The organism is Ewingella americana (genome assembly GCF_006438725.1).
Taxonomy (GTDB): domain Bacteria; phylum Pseudomonadota; class Gammaproteobacteria; order Enterobacterales; family Enterobacteriaceae; genus Ewingella; species Ewingella americana_A.
In genome coordinates, this window is the sequence record NZ_RCZD01000002.1 from 44,443 (window position 1) to 63,185 (window position 18,743).

At 54.3% G+C, this 18,743-nt stretch carries 20 protein-coding genes and 1 riboswitch; of the genes, 7 read left to right on the plus strand and 13 right to left on the minus strand.

Annotated elements, in window-relative coordinates:
• Positions 1 to 4 precede the first annotated feature (4 nt).
• The 3 genes from EAH77_RS03295 to EAH77_RS03305 are packed head-to-tail and all read left to right on the plus strand — an operon-like array spanning position 5 to position 3,536.
• Positions 5 to 1,519 carry a sugar ABC transporter ATP-binding protein gene (locus EAH77_RS03295; RefSeq protein WP_140470401.1) on the plus strand — a complete coding sequence of 505 codons (1,515 nt, stop codon included), beginning with the start codon at positions 5 to 7 and terminating at the stop codon, positions 1,517 to 1,519.
• Positions 1,516 to 2,529: an ABC transporter permease gene (locus tag EAH77_RS03300; protein WP_140470402.1), complete on the plus strand. Its 1,014-nt coding sequence runs from the start codon at positions 1,516 to 1,518 to the stop codon at positions 2,527 to 2,529. Before EAH77_RS03295 ends, EAH77_RS03300 begins: the two co-directional genes overlap by 4 nt.
• Before the next feature lie 11 nt (positions 2,530 to 2,540).
• On the plus strand, positions 2,541 to 3,536 hold the full coding sequence (locus tag EAH77_RS03305) for an ABC transporter permease (protein ID WP_431306746.1): 996 nt from the start codon (positions 2,541 to 2,543) through the stop codon (positions 3,534 to 3,536).
• 44 nt (positions 3,537 to 3,580) lie between these two features.
• Here EAH77_RS03305 and EAH77_RS03310 read toward each other — a convergent pair whose 3' ends face one another.
• Entirely contained in the window at positions 3,581 to 4,171 is a 591-nt protein-coding gene (locus EAH77_RS03310) for a Yip1 family protein (protein ID WP_140470404.1), read from the minus strand.
• 303 nt (positions 4,172 to 4,474) lie between these two features.
• Here EAH77_RS03310 and EAH77_RS03315 point away from each other — a divergent pair, with 303 nt between their 5' ends.
• Positions 4,475 to 5,149: an aspartate/glutamate racemase family protein gene (locus EAH77_RS03315; protein WP_140470405.1), complete on the plus strand. Its 675-nt coding sequence runs from the start codon at positions 4,475 to 4,477 to the stop codon at positions 5,147 to 5,149.
• A gap of 288 nt (positions 5,150 to 5,437) precedes the next feature.
• Here the strand turns inward: EAH77_RS03315 and pbpG are convergent, their stop codons facing one another.
• The 5 genes from pbpG to EAH77_RS03340 form a co-directional block, all read right to left on the minus strand.
• The gene (gene pbpG / locus EAH77_RS03320; protein WP_170215664.1) at positions 5,438 to 6,379 is read right to left on the minus strand and encodes a D-alanyl-D-alanine endopeptidase; all 942 of its coding nucleotides are present in this window, start codon (positions 6,377 to 6,379) and stop codon (positions 5,438 to 5,440) included.
• A gap of 228 nt (positions 6,380 to 6,607) precedes the next feature.
• On the minus strand, positions 6,608 to 7,138 hold the full coding sequence (locus tag EAH77_RS03325) for a hypothetical protein (RefSeq protein ID WP_140470407.1): 531 nt from the start codon (positions 7,136 to 7,138) through the stop codon (positions 6,608 to 6,610).
• A gap of 159 nt (positions 7,139 to 7,297) precedes the next feature.
• Positions 7,298 to 7,735, minus strand: a complete 438-nt coding sequence (locus tag EAH77_RS03330; RefSeq protein WP_140470408.1) for a VOC family protein — start codon at positions 7,733 to 7,735, stop codon at positions 7,298 to 7,300.
• Between the two features lie 59 nt (positions 7,736 to 7,794).
• On the minus strand, positions 7,795 to 8,724 hold the full coding sequence (gene dusC, locus EAH77_RS03335; RefSeq protein WP_140470409.1) for a tRNA dihydrouridine(16) synthase DusC: 930 nt from the start codon (positions 8,722 to 8,724) through the stop codon (positions 7,795 to 7,797).
• Positions 8,725 to 8,794: 70 nt separating this feature from the next.
• Positions 8,795 to 10,231, minus strand: coding sequence for an MFS transporter (locus EAH77_RS03340; RefSeq protein WP_140470410.1), 1,437 nt, complete (start codon positions 10,229 to 10,231; stop codon positions 8,795 to 8,797).
• A 123-nt stretch (positions 10,232 to 10,354) separates the two neighbouring features.
• Here EAH77_RS03340 and EAH77_RS03345 point away from each other — a divergent pair, with 123 nt between their 5' ends.
• Positions 10,355 to 11,020, plus strand: coding sequence for a helix-turn-helix transcriptional regulator (locus EAH77_RS03345; protein WP_140470411.1), 666 nt, complete (start codon positions 10,355 to 10,357; stop codon positions 11,018 to 11,020).
• A 103-nt stretch (positions 11,021 to 11,123) separates the two neighbouring features.
• Here the strand turns inward: EAH77_RS03345 and rhlE are convergent, their stop codons facing one another.
• On the minus strand, positions 11,124 to 12,533 hold the full coding sequence (rhlE, locus tag EAH77_RS03350) for an ATP-dependent RNA helicase RhlE (protein WP_140470412.1): 1,410 nt from the start codon (positions 12,531 to 12,533) through the stop codon (positions 11,124 to 11,126).
• A gap of 392 nt (positions 12,534 to 12,925) precedes the next feature.
• Here rhlE and EAH77_RS03355 point away from each other — a divergent pair, with 392 nt between their 5' ends.
• Together EAH77_RS03355 and EAH77_RS03360 are read left to right on the plus strand one after the other, a co-directional pair.
• Positions 12,926 to 14,128 (plus strand): multidrug efflux MFS transporter, encoded by a 1,203-nt coding sequence (locus EAH77_RS03355; RefSeq protein WP_140470413.1) that lies wholly within the window; start codon positions 12,926 to 12,928, stop codon positions 14,126 to 14,128.
• 452 nt (positions 14,129 to 14,580) lie between these two features.
• The gene (locus EAH77_RS03360; protein ID WP_140470414.1) at positions 14,581 to 14,868 is read left to right on the plus strand and encodes a hypothetical protein; all 288 of its coding nucleotides are present in this window, start codon (positions 14,581 to 14,583) and stop codon (positions 14,866 to 14,868) included.
• Here EAH77_RS03360 and EAH77_RS03365 read toward each other — a convergent pair.
• From EAH77_RS03365 to moaA, 6 genes are all read right to left on the minus strand, one after another.
• The gene (locus EAH77_RS03365) at positions 14,842 to 15,552 is read right to left on the minus strand and encodes a Bax inhibitor-1/YccA family protein (RefSeq protein WP_140470415.1); all 711 of its coding nucleotides are present in this window, start codon (positions 15,550 to 15,552) and stop codon (positions 14,842 to 14,844) included. The genes EAH77_RS03360 and EAH77_RS03365 overlap by 27 nt on opposite strands.
• 118 nt (positions 15,553 to 15,670) lie before the next feature.
• Positions 15,671 to 16,123, minus strand: coding sequence for a molybdopterin synthase catalytic subunit MoaE (moaE, locus tag EAH77_RS03370; protein ID WP_140470416.1), 453 nt, complete (start codon positions 16,121 to 16,123; stop codon positions 15,671 to 15,673).
• Between the two features lies 1 nt (position 16,124).
• Complete coding sequence (gene moaD, locus EAH77_RS03375) at positions 16,125 to 16,370, minus strand: molybdopterin synthase sulfur carrier subunit (protein WP_140470417.1); 246 nt, start codon at positions 16,368 to 16,370, stop codon at positions 16,125 to 16,127.
• The gene (moaC, locus tag EAH77_RS03380) at positions 16,367 to 16,846 is read right to left on the minus strand and encodes a cyclic pyranopterin monophosphate synthase MoaC (protein WP_140470418.1); all 480 of its coding nucleotides are present in this window, start codon (positions 16,844 to 16,846) and stop codon (positions 16,367 to 16,369) included. The genes moaD and moaC overlap by 4 nt, the downstream gene beginning before the upstream one ends.
• 7 nt (positions 16,847 to 16,853) lie before the next feature.
• A complete protein-coding gene (moaB, locus tag EAH77_RS03385; RefSeq protein WP_140470419.1) occupies positions 16,854 to 17,366 on the minus strand; it encodes a molybdenum cofactor biosynthesis protein B in 513 nt (170 codons plus the stop codon).
• A gap of 59 nt (positions 17,367 to 17,425) precedes the next feature.
• Entirely contained in the window at positions 17,426 to 18,412 is a 987-nt protein-coding gene (gene moaA, locus EAH77_RS03390) for a GTP 3',8-cyclase MoaA (RefSeq protein WP_140470420.1), read from the minus strand.
• A riboswitch (molybdenum cofactor riboswitch) is annotated at positions 18,402 to 18,542 on the minus strand. Its footprint overlaps the gene before it by 11 nt.
• Positions 18,543 to 18,743: the final 201 nt, after the last annotated feature.

Consider the following 18,743-nt stretch of genomic DNA (forward strand, 5'->3'; position numbering starts at 1 on the left):
TGGTATGAATGACTCCACGACTCCGCTTTTGTCATTAAAGGGCATCAGCAAAGTCTTTCCAGGCGTCAGGGCGCTGAATAACGTGCATGTGGATTTGTATCCGGGAAAAGTCACCGCCCTGATTGGCGAAAACGGCGCGGGTAAATCCACGCTGGTGAAGGTCATGACCGGTATTTATCAGCCAGAAGAAGGCGAACTGCACTATAAGGCCATCCCAATCAAACTGCCCAACCCTGAGTCGGCGCACAAGGTGGGTATCACGGCCATTCATCAGGAAACCGTGCTGTTTGACGAGCTTTCCGTCACCGAGAATATTTTTGTCGGCCACTACGTTTACAGCGGAATATTTAAACGCCTGAACTGGCCGGTAATGCATCAGCAGGCGCGAGATATCCTGACGCGTTTGGAAGTCAATATCGACCCGCACGCCACGCTGAAAGCGCTGAGCATTGCACAGCGTCATATGGTGGCGATTGCCCGCGCACTGTCGTTTAATGCGCAGGTGGTGATCCTCGACGAACCCACTGCGGCGCTATCGCAACATGAAATCACTGAGTTTTATCATATCGTCGAACGCCTCAAAGTTGAGGGCAAAGCCATCCTGTTTATCTCGCACAAGTTCGACGAGATCTTTGCCATTTCCGATTACTACACCGTGCTGCGCGACGGCAGTTACGTTGGCTCCGGCAAAATCAGCGACATCAGCGAGCGGCAGATGGTCACCATGATGGTCGGCCGTGAAGTCAGTCAGGCCTATCCGAAAGTGAACAGCGAACCGGGCGAAACGGTATTGCAGGTACAAAACCTCAGCCACCCAACGGAATTCGCGGGCATTCATTTCTCACTACGCAAAAGCGAAATTCTCGGCTTCTACGGGCTGGTCGGCGCAGGCCGAACCGAGCTGATGCAGGCGCTGTTTGGGGTCACGCAACCGAGTGGCGGGAAAATCCTGATCAAAGGTAAAGAACAGCATTTCTCACGGCCTTCGCAGGCGATCCGCGCCGGGATTGTGTATGTGCCGGAAGAGCGGCAGAAACAGGGTGCCATTATTGATTTGCCGATCAGCCAAAATATCAGCCTGCCGCAACTGAGCCAGCTCAATCCGCGCGGCGTGCTTAACGATAAAAAAGAGTGGGCGCTGGCCGATGATTATGCCAAACGGTTGCAGGTCAAAGCATCGAGCTGGAATCAGACGGTCGGCACGCTTTCTGGGGGTAATCAGCAAAAAGTGGTGATCGCCAAATGGCTGGCGACCCAACCGGACATCATCATTCTCGACGAGCCGACCAAAGGGATTGATATCGGCTCAAAAGCAGCGGTGCATCAGTTTATGTCCGAGCTGGTTGGGCGCGGGCTGGCGGTGATTATGGTGTCGTCCGAACTGCCAGAGGTGATGGGCATGAGCGATCGGATCATCGTGATGCACGAGGGGCTGATGGTGGCTGAATTTAATGCGGGTGCGGCCACCGCCGAAATGATTGTCAGCGCCGCCAGTGGCGTGGCCGGGGAGGCAGCATGATCAGGAATCTGCTGAAGCAGCGCGAGCTGTTGCTGGCGGTCGTCATCGTCATGATGGTGCTGGGCGTCGGTGCGCGATCGCCGGAGTTTGTCGGTCTGAATAATCTGCTGGAGATGTTCAACGATACTTCTATTTTGATCATTTTGGCGCTTGGCCAGATGATGGTGTTACTGACCAAAGGCATTGATTTGTCGATGGCGGCCAATCTGGCGCTGACTGGCATGATTGTCGCGCTGATTAATTTTCATCACCCGGACATCCCGGTGTGGTCGCTGGTGTTGCTGGCGACAGTGCTCGGGCTGGTGATGGGCGCAATTAACGGCCTGCTGGTGTGGAAAGTCGGTATCCCGCCGATTGTGGTCACGCTCGGCACCATGAGTATTTATCGCGGCATTATTTTCCTGCTCTCCAACGGCGGCTGGATCAACGCCCATCAGATGAGCCCCGATTTTCTGAGCCTGCCGCGTGCGACCTTTATCGGCCTGCCGCTGCTCGGCTGGTGTGCGATTGGCGTGCTGATTTTAGTGGCCTATTTCCTGCGCTACAGCCGCACCGGCCGCGCGTTATACACCGCAGGTGGCAATGCCACCGCGGCGTATTACACCGGTATCAACGCAGGGAAAATGCAGTTCGTCAGCTTCTGTCTCTCCGGTGCACTGGCCGGTTTCTGCGGTTATCTGTGGATTTCACGCTTTGCGGTGGCCTACGTGGATGTCGCCAACGGCTTTGAATTGCAGATTGTCGCGGCGTGCGTCATCGGTGGGATCAGCACCATGGGCGGTATCGGTTCGGTGGTCGGCTGCCTGCTCGGCGCGTTGTTCCTCGGCGTGATCAACAATGCATTGCCGGTGATCGAAGTGTCACCATTCTGGCAGATGGCGATTTCCGGCGGTGTGATCGTGATTGCGGTGATCCTCAACGAACGCACCAACAAACGGAAAGGACGGCTGATTTTGCGCCACTCTCCCCCCCTCCATGCTGCGCGAACTGAACCTGAGGCCAGATCATGAATAAAACGTTAATGTCGCGCAGATCCCTCCGTGAAGATGCGCCGATGTCGGTGATACCGTTACTTCGCCGCCTGATGTGCTGGGAAGGTTTTTTGCTGGCCGTGACGCTGTTGGTGTTCGTGGCGGGCGCCCTCGCCTCCCCGTACTTTCTGAATATCTGGAATCTGTCAGACGCGACGTTCAACTTCACAGAAAAAGCCATCATCGTACTGCCAATGGCGATGCTGATTATCGCGCGTGAAATCGATTTGTCCGTCGCGTCGACCATGGCGCTGAGCTCAACGATCATGGGGTTCTGCGCACAGGCGGGTTGGCCGACACCGACGCTGGTCGGCGTCGGGCTGAGTGTCGGGTTGCTGTGCGGGCTGATCAATGGCCTGCTGGTAACACGGCTGAATCTCTCTTCCATCGTGATCACCATCGGCACCATGAGCCTGTTTCGTGGCATGACTTATGTGCTGCTGGGCGATCAGTCACTGAACCACTATCCGGCCAGCTTCGCCTGGTTTGGGCAGGGATATGTCTGGGGGCCGCTGTCGTTTGAGTTCGCGTTGTTCCTGGTGCTCGGCGCGGTGTTTTATTTCCTGTTGCACAAAACCAACTTTGGCCGCCGCACCTATGCCATCGGCAACAATCCGGTCGCCGCGTGGTATTCGGGGATTAACGTCAAACGCCACAACCTGACGCTGTTCGTGCTGGTTGGCGTGATGTCCGGCCTGGCGGCTGTTTTGCTGACCTCGCGTTTGGGCAGTACCCGCCCGACGCTGGCCCTCGGCTGGGAGCTCAGCGTGATCACCATGGCCGTGCTCGGTGGCGTCAGCGTACTCGGCGGTTCCGGCAGCATGACCGGCGTCATTATCGCCGCGTTTCTGATGGGCCTGCTGACCTTCGGCCTCAGCCTGCTCAATGTGCCGGGCATCGTGATGTCGGTGATTGTGGGGGCGATGCTGATCGTGGTGATTTCGCTGCCAGTACTGTACAGAAAGGTTTTAGCACGGGGGAAATAGAGTGGTGGGCGTGAAAACCCCCGCCGGTTGGCGGGGGCGTCAAATCAAAACAGTTTTGTACCGTAGCCCCACATCAGTACAGTCAGCGCGAGCAGCAACTCCAGTACCAGAACCCCCATCGCCAGGGTAGAGCTGGAGAACAGCAAGCCTTCGCGATGATCGATATTGAGGAAGTTAGGAATGCCGAGATACAGCAGATATCCGCTGTAACACAGGCCGATCAGTCCGACAAACAGACAGAGCCAGACCATCGGGTAGAGCGCGACAATGCCGCTCAGGAACATCGGGGTTGCGACATAGCCGGCGAAAACAATGCAGTTATTGAGCGTCGGGCGGCTGTCATAGCGGCGCGCCATCCAGTAGATAATCCGCCCCATCAGGGCCACGGCACCCAGCATCAGGACGTAAAAAATTACCGCAATGTAGGCCGCAGTGAACATGGAGACCATCAGGTTCTGACCATCACCAAAATTCCATCCCAGCTGCGTGGTACCAATGAAGGAACACACCACCGGGATCAGCGCCAATAACAACACGTGATGAGAGTAAAGATGTGAGACGGTTTCCCGCTCGCGCTGGATTTGTTGCAATTCCGGGCCGGGATGGGACATCAGTCCCCAGACATGATTGACCATAGTACACCCCCATTAACGCCGAAAGCCGCCAGCGGCGCGGGTGAAATGTCCTTCCGGGATGCCAAGGGACACGGCGTGTCGGCGGGCATAAAGAAGGTGGCGACCTGAGTTAATTATAGTTCGCCACCTGAAGTCTGCATGCTGGTGATTAAAACATCAAAATTCAGCACGTCAGGAGCAAATAGCCGTTTGGCTGCCCCAAAGCAAAACCGGCGATCACAGCACTGTCACTCAAAAATATTCTCCCCTGTCGGCGAAAAACTATTAACCTGTGATCCTCATCCGATTCCCCCTGGAGCTACTTTGCGCATTGCCTGCTTACATACTGCCGACAGCAACATCGCCGTTTTCGATGCGGCTGCGGAAGCGTTGGGCCTGACACCCGATACGCTGTCACATCATTCCCGCCCCGACCTGCTGGCAGCAGCCGTTGCCGCCGGGCAACTGACACCCTACATCCAGCAGCAAGCCTGTGACGCGCTGGTTGAACTGGCACAAACCGCCGATCTGGTGCTGCTGACCTGTTCGACATTGGGCCCGTCCGCTACCCAGGCCGATGCCCTGACAACGGTGCCGGTGTGGCGAGTGGATGAAGCCTTAGCCACGCAGGCCATGGCGAAAGCCGGAAAAACCCAGGTGCTCTATGCAGTAGAAACCACCCTGCTGCCGACGCAGCAGCTGTTTGAGCGAGTCAGTCGTCATCCGCAGGCGGAAGTGGAGTTCGTTCTGGTGGAAGGCGCGTGGCAGAAATTCATGGACGGTGATGTGGCCGGATACGTGCAGAACGTCGCTGCCGCCGCAGACCAGGCGTTTCAGCAGGGAGCTGACAAAGTGGCATTAGCCCAGGCATCGATGGCCGGTGCGGTGGATCTCACACAGTTTGGCGCGCCGTTAAGCAGCCCGCGCTGCGGGCTTCGCGTAGCGATAGAGCACCTGCGCAAGCGGCAATATGAGGCAGGTTTGCAGCAAAATTCCTGACATTGTCTATACTCAGTGAAGGATATCATCGGCTTAGCGATGATCACTGCGTATATCAATTTGTTGAGGGACTGAGTATGAAAATTATTCTCTGGGTGATCGCCATTATCTTTATCGTCGGTTTACTGACGTTGACTGGCGTATTTAAACTGATTTTCTGAGGCCTCTCCTGCCCGACAGATAGTGACCAGACACAAACACACCAGGCGCAGATAAAAACGGCGCTGCATGATGCAGCGCCGTTTTTCGTTTGACTGGGTCAGAAACCGGTAACCTCAGGCAGCCAACTTAATCCTCAGCCTGTTCGATATTCGGCTGGGTACGTTGCTGATCTTTGGTCTTACGGTAAGTTTTGGCAATTTGCGGCACCGGCGCTGTTTTACCGGTTTCCATCCAGGTGCGCAGACGGTTGGCATCGGCAAACGCCGTATATTTGCCAAACGCATCCATCACCACCAGCGTAACCGGTCTGCCATTGATGGTGGCTCGCATCGCCAGACAGTGCCCTGCATTATCGGTATAGCCAGTCTTGGTCAACTGAATATTCCAGCTCGGGTTCATGATCAGATGATTAGTGTTACGAAAAGGCAATGCATATGCCGGGTGGCTGAAGACGGCCGTTTTTTCCGAGGTGGTACTCAGTTCACCGATCAGCGGGTATTTTTGCGAAGCCAGCAGTAAACGGGTCAGATCACGCGCGGTTGAAACGTTGCTTGGCGACAGACCGGTCGGCTCCACATAATGGCTTTGGGTCATGCCAAGCTGTTTGGCTTTGGCGTTCATCGCGCGGATAAAGGCGTCATAGCCGCCGGGGTAATGCGCGGCCAGACTGGCAGCCGCACGATTTTCAGACGACATCAGTGCCAGCTGAATCATCTGTTTGCGGGTAATTTCACTGTTCACTTTGACGCGGGAAAACACGCCGCGCATCTCGCTGGTGTTATGAATATCTACCGAGATCACTTCATCCAGCGGCAGCTTGGCATCCAGCGTGACCATCGCCGTCATCAGTTTTGTCAGTGAGGCAATCGGCCGCACCTGATCGGGGTTTCGGGAATAAATCACTTCGTGGGTTTTAAGGTCAACCACCATGGCGCTGCCGGAAGCGATCTGCACAATAGGCGCAACCACTGACGCATGTTTTTGTCCCGCAATCGCGGAGGAAGCAGACATCACGCCTGTGTTTAACACCAACAGGCTCAGAACCAGAAGACGGATTTTCACATGCATTGCTCTGTATTTAAAAAGGTTGTCATCAATAACTCACCGAAACTGCCGGGGATTATAAGGGAGGTGAAGCAAGATGACACTCGGATTTTATGCAGGCATTTGTCACAAAGTCTGTCACAAATGCCCTAAGAGCATGGCCTGGCGAGTAAGTGAACACTTGCCAAAATCATGTTCAGGTTTTCTCCTGAAATGAAAAAAGTATGAATATTGGACAGAAAAAAAGGAATATTAAACTAATAAAGGGAAGACGACTTGTTGTAAACGCGGAATTAAACTTAACGCCTCTTTAGCCTTGCTTATATATTGATGAGGGACATATATCGCTTTAATAAAATCGATATTAATCCCGCCCTTACTTAAAGGATGGTCAACGATTTTCGCATTAATAGAAACATCGCGGGAAAAACCATATAACACAGAATAATTCCCCACCGTCAAACCTTGATAGGAATAGGCACTTAAACTCTCCTGAAAGTTTTGCAGGTAATGCATACTCACACCTTGAGAAATTGGCTGATTTTGATAGATATGATGACAGGTATATCCCCTCTCACCAGAACCGAGCCTGTTGCGATCAAACCAGCTGGTACCGTCAATTTCTTCCATGCTTAATAGTGCTCTAAACCTTACTAACCCTGGAAAACTGCTGCTGTTCGAACCATGGACATAGCACACTTCATCAGCGAGCATTTTACCGAATTGTGGCGTTTCATTAACTTTAACCAAATTCAACGGTTTTAAACCCATGGGTCTTTTCATGATTAATTCCTTTTAAAAATTGTTACTGCACGGTTTTATTTTATGCACTTATACAGAAAACGATATTATTAACTTTGGAAATAGTTATTAAAATAATGTATTAGCACTTCCCTCAAAAAATCGCGCATATAATAACAACTCAGCCAATAATTAAAATAACTATTCGCTGCCAGGATTTTTTTCTATGGCGTATCCAATCGCCTGCCCAACAGACAGTTCCAGCGTATTGCCATCGGGATCGGAAAGATAGGCCCAGTAGCCGACGGGTGCGCCGGAATCCACCGGTTCTTTACGTAAAATCCCTGCGGTACGCGCGGCGTCGAGGCGGGAATCCATGATGGCTTTTGACGCGCAGGCAACGCCTAAGTGACCAAAAGGCCCCAGCGGCGTGTCATGCAGAGTCGTAGATTGCACCAGAACAATGGCAAAATTGCGTGTCATATCAGAGAGCCAGGCCACGGCGTTAACGTCGCCAGCGGCCAGCTCGCGGCGGTGGATCACCTGCATGTCAGCGAATTGTTGATAGAAAGCGACACTGGCAGCGAGGTCTTTTACGGTAAACGCGACGTGGGTCAGACCGATATCTTTGTTATCCATGATGTTTCTCCATTTTGCTTTTGTACATGAAGCAGCGCGTGGAGACGTCAGGGAAACAATCAGCGGTTAATACGTTCTGCGATAGTTTTCGATGTTTTCAACACGCGCACTTCATTAAATAACTCAGTGGCTTCGTCATATTCTTTGCGCAAATAGCCCAGCCACTGTTTGATGCGGGCAACGTGATACAAGCCGGTGTCGCCCTGTTTTTCCAGATGGGTGTATTTTTTCAGCAGCGTCATCACATCGCCCCACGGCATGCGCGGCTCGTTGTATTTCACCACCCGGCTGAGGTTGGGAATATTCAGCGCACCGCGCCCGATCATCACCGCGTCACAGCCGGTCACCTGCATGCAGGCCTGCGCACTGGCGTAGTCCCAAATTTCACCGTTGGCGATCACCGGAATGGTCAGGCGCTGGCGGATCTCGCCGATGGCCTGCCAGTTAATGCGTTCGGCTTTATAACCGTCCTCTTTGGTGCGGCCATGCACGGTTAATTCCGTGGCACCGGCCTGCTGGACCGCATCGGCAATTTCTAAACTTTGCGCCAGCGAATCCCAACCCAGCCGCACTTTTACCGTCACCGGCAGTTCGGCCGGGACCGCTTCCCGCATGGCTTTGGCACCCTGATAAATCAGCTCAGGATCTTTAAGCAGTGTCGCCCCACCACCGCTGCCGTTGACCGTTTTGGAAGGACAACCACAGTTGAGATCGACGCCGTAAGAGCCCAGCGCCACGGCAAGGGCGGCATTCTCCGCCAGCCACTGCGGATATTGGCCGAGCAATTGAATTCGTACCCGCGTGCCGGAAGGCGTGCGGCTCTGATTAAGCAGTTCAGGGCAGAGACGATAGAAGGATTTGGCGGGCAGCAGCTGATTGACCACGCGCAAAAACTCGGTGATGCATAAGTCGTAATCATTCACTTCGGTCAGAAGTTCCCTGACCAAAGGATCCAGTACGCCTTCCATCGGAGCCAGTAATACACGCATGACGTTCAACCCTTAAAAAATGACGGGCAATGATACGGGTGAACGCCCTGCTATTGCTATAGCAACGTTGTTATCCTTTACTGCACGCCATCTGGTCAGGATGAGAAATGCGACGTTTGCTCACCGAGCGCCAGGCGGTAAAAATACCCAAAGCAGACGGAATGATGAAGAACAAGAACAGCCAGAAGGCGGCGTTGCTGGCGGCATCCGCTCCCCCGTTGTTTACACCGGCCAGATTGGCAATGGTGCCTGCCAGAGCAGCACCGAGCGCAGCGGCGAAAGATTGCACCAGAGTGATAGAGGCACCGGCGGTCTCTTTTTCCTGCTCATCCGCCTGTTGCAATACGCGAGTCAACAGATGCGGCCAGCCAAGGCCAATACCAAAACCGGCCAGCGTCAGCCCCAGAACAATACCGCTCAGGTTGAGCCATGGTGGGCCAAACACCACCGGTACTGACGCCAGCAATAACACCAAACCCACGGCCAGAATCGCCGGGCCGGAGACAATCGCCTGGTTGGCGCGGCGGTCCGTCCAGCCTGCGCTGGTCATTTCGCTGAGCGTCCAGCCGGCGGCAGCGGCGGCCGTAATATAGCCCGCCGCCAGCGGCGTCTGACCGTGCAGATGTTGCAGCATGTACGGCACGTAGATTTCACACCCCAGACCAATCATCAGCAGCGCCATCGTCATATACAACCAGCACAGCGGCGAAGAGAGCGATAACGAATTACGCGGCAACAGGCGCACCTTTGAGCTGAACTCCCGCTGACGCAGCAGCATGACCATCAACATCGCCACCACAATACTGCCGAGATTCACCCAACCGTGAGCCGACAGACTTCCGGCGGATACCACCAGCACCGAGCCGGTCAGCAGAGCAAGTTGAATCAAAGGTAACGGTTCGGCCTCTTGTGGCTTGACCTGTTGCGCCGGTAACGTGCGCCAGACCAGCACGCCAAACAGTAACGTCACGGGTACCAGCAGGCCAAAAGCAAACCGCCAGGCGTGCAACTCTGCAAATATTCCACCAATCGCCGGGCCGACTAAGGTCGCGATGCCCCACATGGCGGAGATCAGCGCCATGGCGCGCGGCCACAGGGACTCTTTAAACACCAGATTGATCATCGCGTAAGAAAGCGCAAACAGAAAACCGCCGCCTAACCCCTGGATCGCCCGTCCCAGCAGCAGAATTTGCATACTGGGTGCGGCGGCACACAGCGCCGCACCGGCCATGAAGATACCGGTTGCGGTCAAATAGCTGCCGCGTGGCCCGGCTTTACGCATTAAGCGCGCTGAGAGTGCTGAACCGAGGATTGAGCTGACCACAAACAGCGTCATGTTCCACGCGTACCATGCCAGACCGCCAATATCCTCCACGACGGAAGGCAAAATAGTGATGACGATATAACTGTTGGTCGCAAACAGCGCCACGCCTGCGCTGAGCGCCACCGCACTGCCCCGGTTTTCGGCGCTGAATAAACCGCTCCAGCCGCTTTCGTTTTCTGACATCTCTGCTTCCCTTTGGATTGTTCCAGCACACCTTATTGAAGTGTGTCTGAGTTGTGGTAATATTAAACAAGAAATTACTTGGAATAATAATCTGTCCCGTAATCTAGAACCCAACGAGGTAATATGTCAAGCACTGACTTGGAAAACTCAGAGAGTGAAAATCCAGCCGGGATGAAACAAAGCGTAGCTGAACGCCTGCTATTACTGCTCAAAACCCGGGGAGAATTGCAGGCCAGTGACGCCGGTAACATTCTGGGCACCACCGGCGAAGCGGCGCGCCAGCAGTTCGTCAAACTGGCAAAAGAGGGGCTGGTTGAAGCCAAGTCCATCTCGCAGGGCGTTGGGCGTCCGGCGCAGTTCTGGCAGCTTACCGCGCTGGGCCACGCGCGTTTCCCCAACGCTCACGCCGATCTCACCGTGCAGCTGCTGACGCTGATCCGATCGTCGTTAGGAGATCAAGCGCTGGATACGCTGATTGCCGGGCGGGAAGAACAAACCCGTGACGCCTATCAACAGGCGATGACGGGCGCAACCACGCTGGAAGAGCGCTTGCAGCGGCTGACGGCAATTCGCACCCGCGAAGGCTATATGGCGGACTGGCAACAGGAAGAAGACGGCAGTTTTCTGCTGGTTGAAAACCACTGCCCGATTTGCGCCGCCGCCGCCACCTGCCAGGGGTTCTGCCGCGCCGAGCGAGAGGTGTTTAGCGCCACGCTGGAAGCCAACGTTGAGCGCACCGAGCATATTTTACAGGGGGCGCGTCGCTGCGCTTACCGCATCTGGTTGTGAAGTTCTGTTCAAACGACAGACATAAAAAAACCGCCTGCATTGAGGCGGTTTGCTTTCTTTTCTATCAGAAAAGAGTCAGAACGAAAGGGCTTCGCCTGAAAAATTACGAGTTACGGCTGCCACCCGGAGGGCCTGAACGACGCTGACCGGCATTGGCTGCGCGGGAAGGACGGGCCGCAGGACGGCCTTCGCCTGAACCGCGGTTTTCACCGCCGCCATTGCCGCTACGCTGGCCACTGCCTGCTGAGCGTGGTGCGCTTGAGCGTGGAGCACCGGAGCCCGAGCGCTGACCGCCACCCTGACGTGGAGCACCACGACCGCCGCCACCACCACTGCCCTGACGACCATTGATGATCGGCTCAGCTTTGATGGTTGGATCCGGCTCGTAGCCTTCCAGCGCGATGCGTGGCACTTCACGCTTGAGCAAACGCTCAATATCACGCAACAGTTTGTGTTCATCAACGCAGACCAAAGAGATCGCTTCACCGGTTGATTCCGCGCGGCCAGTACGGCCGATGCGGTGAACGTAATCTTCAGGCACGTTCGGCAACTCGTAGTTCACCACGTGTGGCAACTGGTCGATATCCAGACCACGTGCCGCAATGTCGGTGGCGACCAGCACGCGAACGCCGCCGTCTTTGAAGTCTGCCAGTGCACGGGTACGCGCGCCCTGACTTTTGTTGCCGTGAATAGCGGAGGCCGTAATGCCATCCTTATTTAGCTGTTCTGCCAGATGGTTTGCGCCGTGCTTAGTCCGGGTAAAGACCAGCACCTGTCTCCAGTCGCCTTCGCCAATCATCTGCGACAGCAGTTCTCTTTTGCGTTTTTTATCAACGAAATGCACGCTTTGTTCAATCTGCTCTGACGCGGTATTACGACGCGCCACTTCAACGGAGGCCGGGTTAGTCAGCAATTTGCTGGCCAGACCTTTAATCTCATCGGAGAAGGTGGCTGAGAACAGCAGGTTCTGGCGCTTGGCTGGCAGTTTAGCCAGAACACGACGGATGTCATGGATGAAGCCCATGTCCAGCATGCGGTCAGCTTCGTCCAGCACCAGAATTTCAACTTTGGATAAATCCACCGCGTTCTGATGTTCTAAGTCCAGAAGACGACCAGGGGTCGCGATCAGCACGTCTACGCCTGCGCGTAGTTTCAACATCTGCGGGTTAATGCTTACACCGCCAAATACGACCAAAGAGCGCAGGGTCAGGTATTTGCTGTAAGACACTACGTTTTCGCCAATCTGCGCCGCCAGTTCACGGGTCGGGGTCAGGATCAGCGCACGAACAGGGCGACGTCCTTTGAATTGCGCGTTGGAATGGCTGAGCATGTTAAGCAGTGGCAGGGTGAAACCAGCGGTTTTACCGGTACCGGTCTGCGCACTTGCCATCAGGTCACGGCCTTGCAGAACAACAGGGATAGCCTGGGTCTGAATAGGCGTAGGCTCACGATAGCCCTGTTCTTCAACAGCACGCAAAATTTCGGCACTTAAGCCGAGAGAATCAAATGACATATAAGGAAAAGCTCCAGTCCACTCTAACCCGAACGGGGTTCGGTGCAGTTTCAAGAGTGGATGATCAGACGAGGCAAATGAGGCATTACCACGAGGATTCGGCACAAACTGCAGTGCGCCAGTTGCAGCGATTTTAACACAAGACGAGGAGCTGCGCGAAATTATATCCAAAACGGGGTGTGGCCAGGTGTTTTCGGCGAAGGTATTGGGCATTAAATGTTGTACTTTCAAACGTTACGGCAGTTTGTTCGGCGATAACCAATAAGCCTGACACAGGATAGCAAATTAGTGCAGAAGCCCTCCCTTACCACTTTTTGCCGTCCCCTGCCGCGCCTGACTTGCTATGCTTTGCTATGTTTACACTCTCACCATGAAGGCAATCCCGCAGCACAATGGAAACTTGGAAACTCAATCTTATCTCCGTCTGGCTGGGGTGTTTTTTTACCGGCATGGCCATGAGCCAAATCCTGCCCTTCCTGCCGCTTTATATCGAACAACTCGGCGTCACTGACCACGCGTCACTCAGTTTGTGGTCCGGTTTGGTGTTTAGCGGAACCTTTTTGGTATCCGCCGTGGTCGCGCCATTGTGGGGCAGCCTTGCCGACCGCAAAGGCCGTAAGTTGATGCTGTTACGCGCGGCACTCGGTATGGCGATTGTCATGATGTTGCAGGGTTTTGCCACCAATGTCTGGCAGCTTTTCATTCTGCGTACCCTGATGGGGCTGACGTCCGGCTATATTCCCAACGCGATGGCGCTGGTCGCCTCACAGGTACCACGCGATAAAAGCGGCTGGGCGCTGGGTACGCTGTCGACCGGGCAGGTATCTGGCGTCATTATCGGCCCGCTGCTGGGGGGGTTTATGGCTGACCACCTTGGGCTGCGCACGGTGTTTTTCGTTACCAGCGGCATGTTGTTTATCAGTTTTCTGATCACCTTTTTCCTGATTAAGGAGCGGGTGGTGCCCATCACCAAAGCCAACCGCCTGAGCGGCAAAGCGGTGTTTACTTCGCTTCCCTATCCGTGGCTGATCGTCAGCCTGTTTGTCACCACGATGATGATCCAACTGGCGAACGGCTCGATAAGCCCGATCCTCACGTTGTTTATTCGCGAACTGTCATCAGACACCAGCAATATTGCCTTTATCAGTGGGGTGATCGCCGCCGTGCCCGGCGTGTCGGCGCTGATGTCCGCCCCCAAACTCGGCAAGCTTGGCGACCTCATTGGTGCACACCGCATACTCATCGCCGCGCTGGTGTTCTGTTTTGTCCTGTTCTGCCTGATGGCGACCATCAGCTCCGCCACTCAGCTCGGTATCCTGCGCTTTATGCTCGGTTTCGGCGATGGCGCCCTGATGCCTGCAGTCCAGGCACTGCTGTTGAAATACAGCAGCGACCAGACCACCGGACGTATCTTCGGCTATAACCAGTCATTTATGTATATGGGAAACGTCATCGGCCCGCTGCTCGGCTCAAGCGTCTCCGCTCTGATGGGCTTTAGGTGGGTGTTCCTCGTGACCGCAATTCTGGTGCTGTTTAATACCGCCCAGGTATGGTGGAGTTTTCGGCGTGTGCCGACACGCAAGTCGCGGTTTTAATTTCAAATTTAACTTTAACTTTAAATTCAAATTCAAATTCAAATTCAAGGTCGTGGGCGTCGGCCCACACCGACCAAAGGCCCGCAGTCGCTCGGGCCTTTGGAATCCGAGCTTTTTAAAAACAGCAGCTGCGCTGGTCACAATGGCCGTGTTTCAGTCACCGCGGTTATAGCCGCAAACTCCGCCGCTGCGCGGTACTCTCGTTTCGGGTTCGGACCAGCTCGGAAAAACACTCTCGCCGTTTCTCACCGCTCACTCGACGTCGTTTTGAACGCGGCCGAAACTTTTTTAAGTTCAAAACCAGAGGGGTTAATCTTTTGGTTTTGATCTTTTGACCTACATAGCCGCTAAGGCGCAGTCAAAAATGGCACCGGATGAGAGGTTCGAGACCTATGGCTCGAACCCGAAATACGGGGACGGCGCAGCCGTGACATTTTGCGCCGTGAACGGAAGTGCCTGAAACACGTACCCTGCCAGCAGCGAAGCTGTCGGTGTCTCATGAAAGAGCCCGGGGGTCCAGGGGGCGGCGGCGACTGGCCGCCCCCTGGTCGGTGTGGGCCGACGCCCACGACCTTGAATTTGAATTTGAATTTGAATTTAAAGTGAAATTTGAAGTGAAATTTGCAATTAAAAATCTAAAAGCAGGATTGGGCTGCAAGCCCAAAAAGAAAAGGGGCGCTTTTCAGCACCCCTCTCATTTGAAATCAAAAACCTTACCGGCGGTTGCCGAAAATCCGTAACAACATCAGGAACAGGTTGATGAAATCTAAATACAATGTCAGCGCACCAACAATGGAATATTTGCGGAAATTGTCTTTGTCATCAGCCGATAGCTGGGCACCCATGTTTTTCAGCTTTTGGGTGTCATAAGCAGTCAGACCCACGAAGATAAGCACGCCAGCATAAGAAATGATGTTGGCAAGACCGGAGCTTTTCAGCCACATGTTCACCAGCGACGCCAGAACCAGACCAATCAGCGCCATAAACAACATGCTGCCGATACCGCTCAAATCACGCTTAGTCACATAACCGTAAACACTCATCGCACCGAACATACCGCCCGCCACAATGAAAGTACCGAAAATAGACTCACCGGTATACACCGTAAAAATACTGGAAAGCGTCAATCCGGTCAGCGCGGAGTAGAGCATAAACAGCCCCGTTGCCACCGTTCCGCTCAGGCGATTAACCATACCGGAAATCACGAAGACCAACGCCAGTTGGGCGATGATCAAGCCAAAGAACGTAATTTGGCTGGAGAAAACAAAACTCTGGATAGCGTAAGAATTTGACGCATACCAGGCAACGAATGCGGTTAATAACAGGCCACAGGTCATCCAACCATAGACCTGCGCCATATAAGCCTGAATGCCGGTGTTTGCACGTTCAACAATCGAGCCGTTACTGCGTGGATATCGATCCATGATGATTACCTCTTGCATGGAGGACAAAAATTAGGCCATTAAACAGGCCACCTGTTGGATAACATTACCACAAATTCGCCGCTTTGCGCGGTTGCTAAGCGTAAGGTTTAGTTGCAGTTTACCAGCGCTTTGCCGCGTCTTTATCGCTGTCGCGGGCATCGACCCAGCGGTCGCCCTGCTCTGTGGCTTCCCGTTTCCAGAAAGGCGCGCGAGTTTTCAGATAGTCCATGATGAATTCGGTCGCGTCGAACGCCATACCACGGTGTGCGCTGGTCACGCCGACAAACACAATTTCATCGCCGGGATACATCGCGCCCACGCGGTGATAGACCGACACCCGCTGTAACGGCCAACGTGTACGGGCCTCTGCCACAATGTCCGCCAGCGCCTTTTCGGTCATGCCAGGATAGTGTTCCAGCGTCAGGGCGCTAACGCTATCGCCGAGATTATGGTTGCGTACCTTACCGGTAAAGGTCACAACCGCGCCGTCTGCATCAGATTGCGCCAGCCACTGGTATTCATCGCCGACATTAAACGGCGCAGCATCGACCACAATTCTCGTCTGGTCCATATCAGCCTCCGGTGACGGGTGGAAAGAATGCCACTTCATCCCCGGCGTTCACCGGGTGAGCCGTATCAACCAGCGTCTGATTCACCGCCACCAGCAATTTGCCGGACTCCAGCGCCAGCGCCCAGCGATCACCGCGCTCACACAATGCCTGACGCAGCGCTTCAACGTTGCGAAACTCAGCGGGCAGTTGCAGCGAGCTCACGCCAATCAGTTCACGCACCTGCGCAAAGAATAAAATCTCGATCATGGGACCGCCTTAAAGTCGCCGGATTTTCCGCCTGACTTTTCCAGCAAACGAATTGGGCCGATGACCATGTCTTTTTGCACCGCTTTACACATGTCATAAATGGTCAGCGCCGCGACCGACGCCGCCGTCAGCGCTTCCATTTCCACACCGGTTTTGCCGCTCAGGCGGCAACATGAATCAATCCGCACCCGGTTATGTTCCGGCTCGGCCTGCAGATTCACTTCCACTTTGGTCAGCAGCAGCGGGTGGCAGAGCGGGATCAGATCCCAGGTCTTCTTGGCCGCCTGAATACCGGCAATGCGCGCAGTAGCAAACACATCGCCTTTGTGGTGATTACCGTTGACAATCATCGCCAGCGTTTCCGCCGCCATAGTCACAAAGGCTTCGGCGCGGGCTTCGCGCACCGTTTCAGCTTTCGCGGAGACATCCACCATGTGGGCATCACCGGAAGCATTAATATGAGTAAAAGTAGACATAGCGGGCTTATTTCTTGACGTGAGGAGTGAAATTGCACGGGCCGTTGCGGGCATCGAGCTGGGCTTCAATAATATGTTCCCAGGCGGTGCGGCAGGCGCGGGTGGAGCCAGGCATGGCGAAGATCACCGTCTGATTGGCCATGCCGGCCAGCGCGCGTGACTGAATGGTCGAGGTGCCGATCTCTTCAAATGACACCATGCGGAACAGCTCGCCATAGCCTTCTATTTCGCGGTCAAACAGCGGTTTGAGGGCTTCTGGCGTATTGTCGTGCTGAGTAAAACCGGTGCCGCCGTTGATCAGAATCGCCTGAATCGCGTCATCGGCTATCCAGTGTGATACCACGGCGCGAATTTTATACAGATTATCTTTGACGATCGCCTGTGCAGCAACGCGGTGACCGGCCTCTTCAGCCGCTTCTTTCAGGTAATGACCGGAGGTATCTTCCGCTTCGCCACGGCTGTCAGACACCGTAAGAATGGCCACGTTGAGGGGAAGAAAATCTTTGCTGGCCTTGCTCATCTTGTAGCTCCTTGAATGTACATCAACCACCTCATGCAGTGAGTCTGCGGCGAAGCGAACTACCCGCCAATAAACGACAGATTCTGTGTCAGCCCGGTATTGCCTTCATGCAGGAAATGGGTCTGTTTTTTACGGCCGAGGCCGCCCTGAATACGGTCCATCAGGGCATCCTGTTGTATATCATCGGCCAGAAGGTCACGCAGTGGGATCCCCTCTTCGCCGAACAGACACAAATGCAGATTACCGATGGCCGACACGCGCAGACGGTTGCAGCTGGCACAGAAGTCTTTTTCGTACGGCATGATAAGCCCGATTTCGCCGACATAATCAGGATGGCTGAACACCTGCGCCGGGCCATCGCTGCGGGCGCGAACCTGCAACTGCCAACCCTGAAGGACCAACTGCTGACGCAATACTTCGCCGGAAACATGATGCTTGCGAAACAGATCGCTACCGTCACCCGTCTCCATCAATTCAATAAAGCGTAGCTGGATCGGGCGGTTTTTGATCCACGCGAGGAAAGTATTCAGGCTGGCGTGATTAACGTCGCGCATCAGCACGGCGTTGACTTTAACCTTGCGAAAGCCTGCCGCAAAAGCCGCGTCAATACCGTTCATCACGTCGTGGAATTTATCCTGGCCGGTAATGGCATGGAACTGGCGGGCATCAAGGCTATCTACGCTGACGTTAATCGCAGTCAGCCCGGCATCGCGCCATTTGGCCACGTCGCGCGCCATGCGGTAACCGTTAGTGGTCACGGCCAGCGTTTTGATGGTGGGGTTTTCACGGACGGCAGCAATGATGTCGCAGAAATCACGACGCAGGGAGGGTTCCCCACCGGTCAGACGCACTTTTTCTGTTCCAAGATGAGCGAACGCACGGCTGACACGACGAATTTCGTCCAGCGAGAGGAAACTTTTATTGCTGTGGCCCTGCGGTTTATAACCGTCAGGCAGGCAATAGGTACAACGGAAGTTGCACACGTCAGTAATAGATAGCCGCAAGTAATAGAACTTGCGCGCAAAAGCATCGGTAAGTTGAAGCACCTTAACACCTTTCCAAATACGGGAGATGCAGGCATTTCTGCCTCGCACCCTGGTGGCTGAGCCACGGCCAGGAAACCATATTGTTCTTTGCGAACAACTTAGGATTCAGGGCTAGGAGTTTGATTTCCCCGACGGCAAAACAGTCGAAAAAACGCGGTTTACGGGGACTATTCTAACGCCGCAAAAGGGATATCACCAAGGCGGTTTTCGTTATGTTATTTGATATATAGCGTTTTTCGTGACCGTTACGCGACAGATCGCGACAATAAACGCCTTTTTCATAAGGGATTCACTCTTTTTTCAGCGGCCTGGGGGATAACACCTTGTTGCA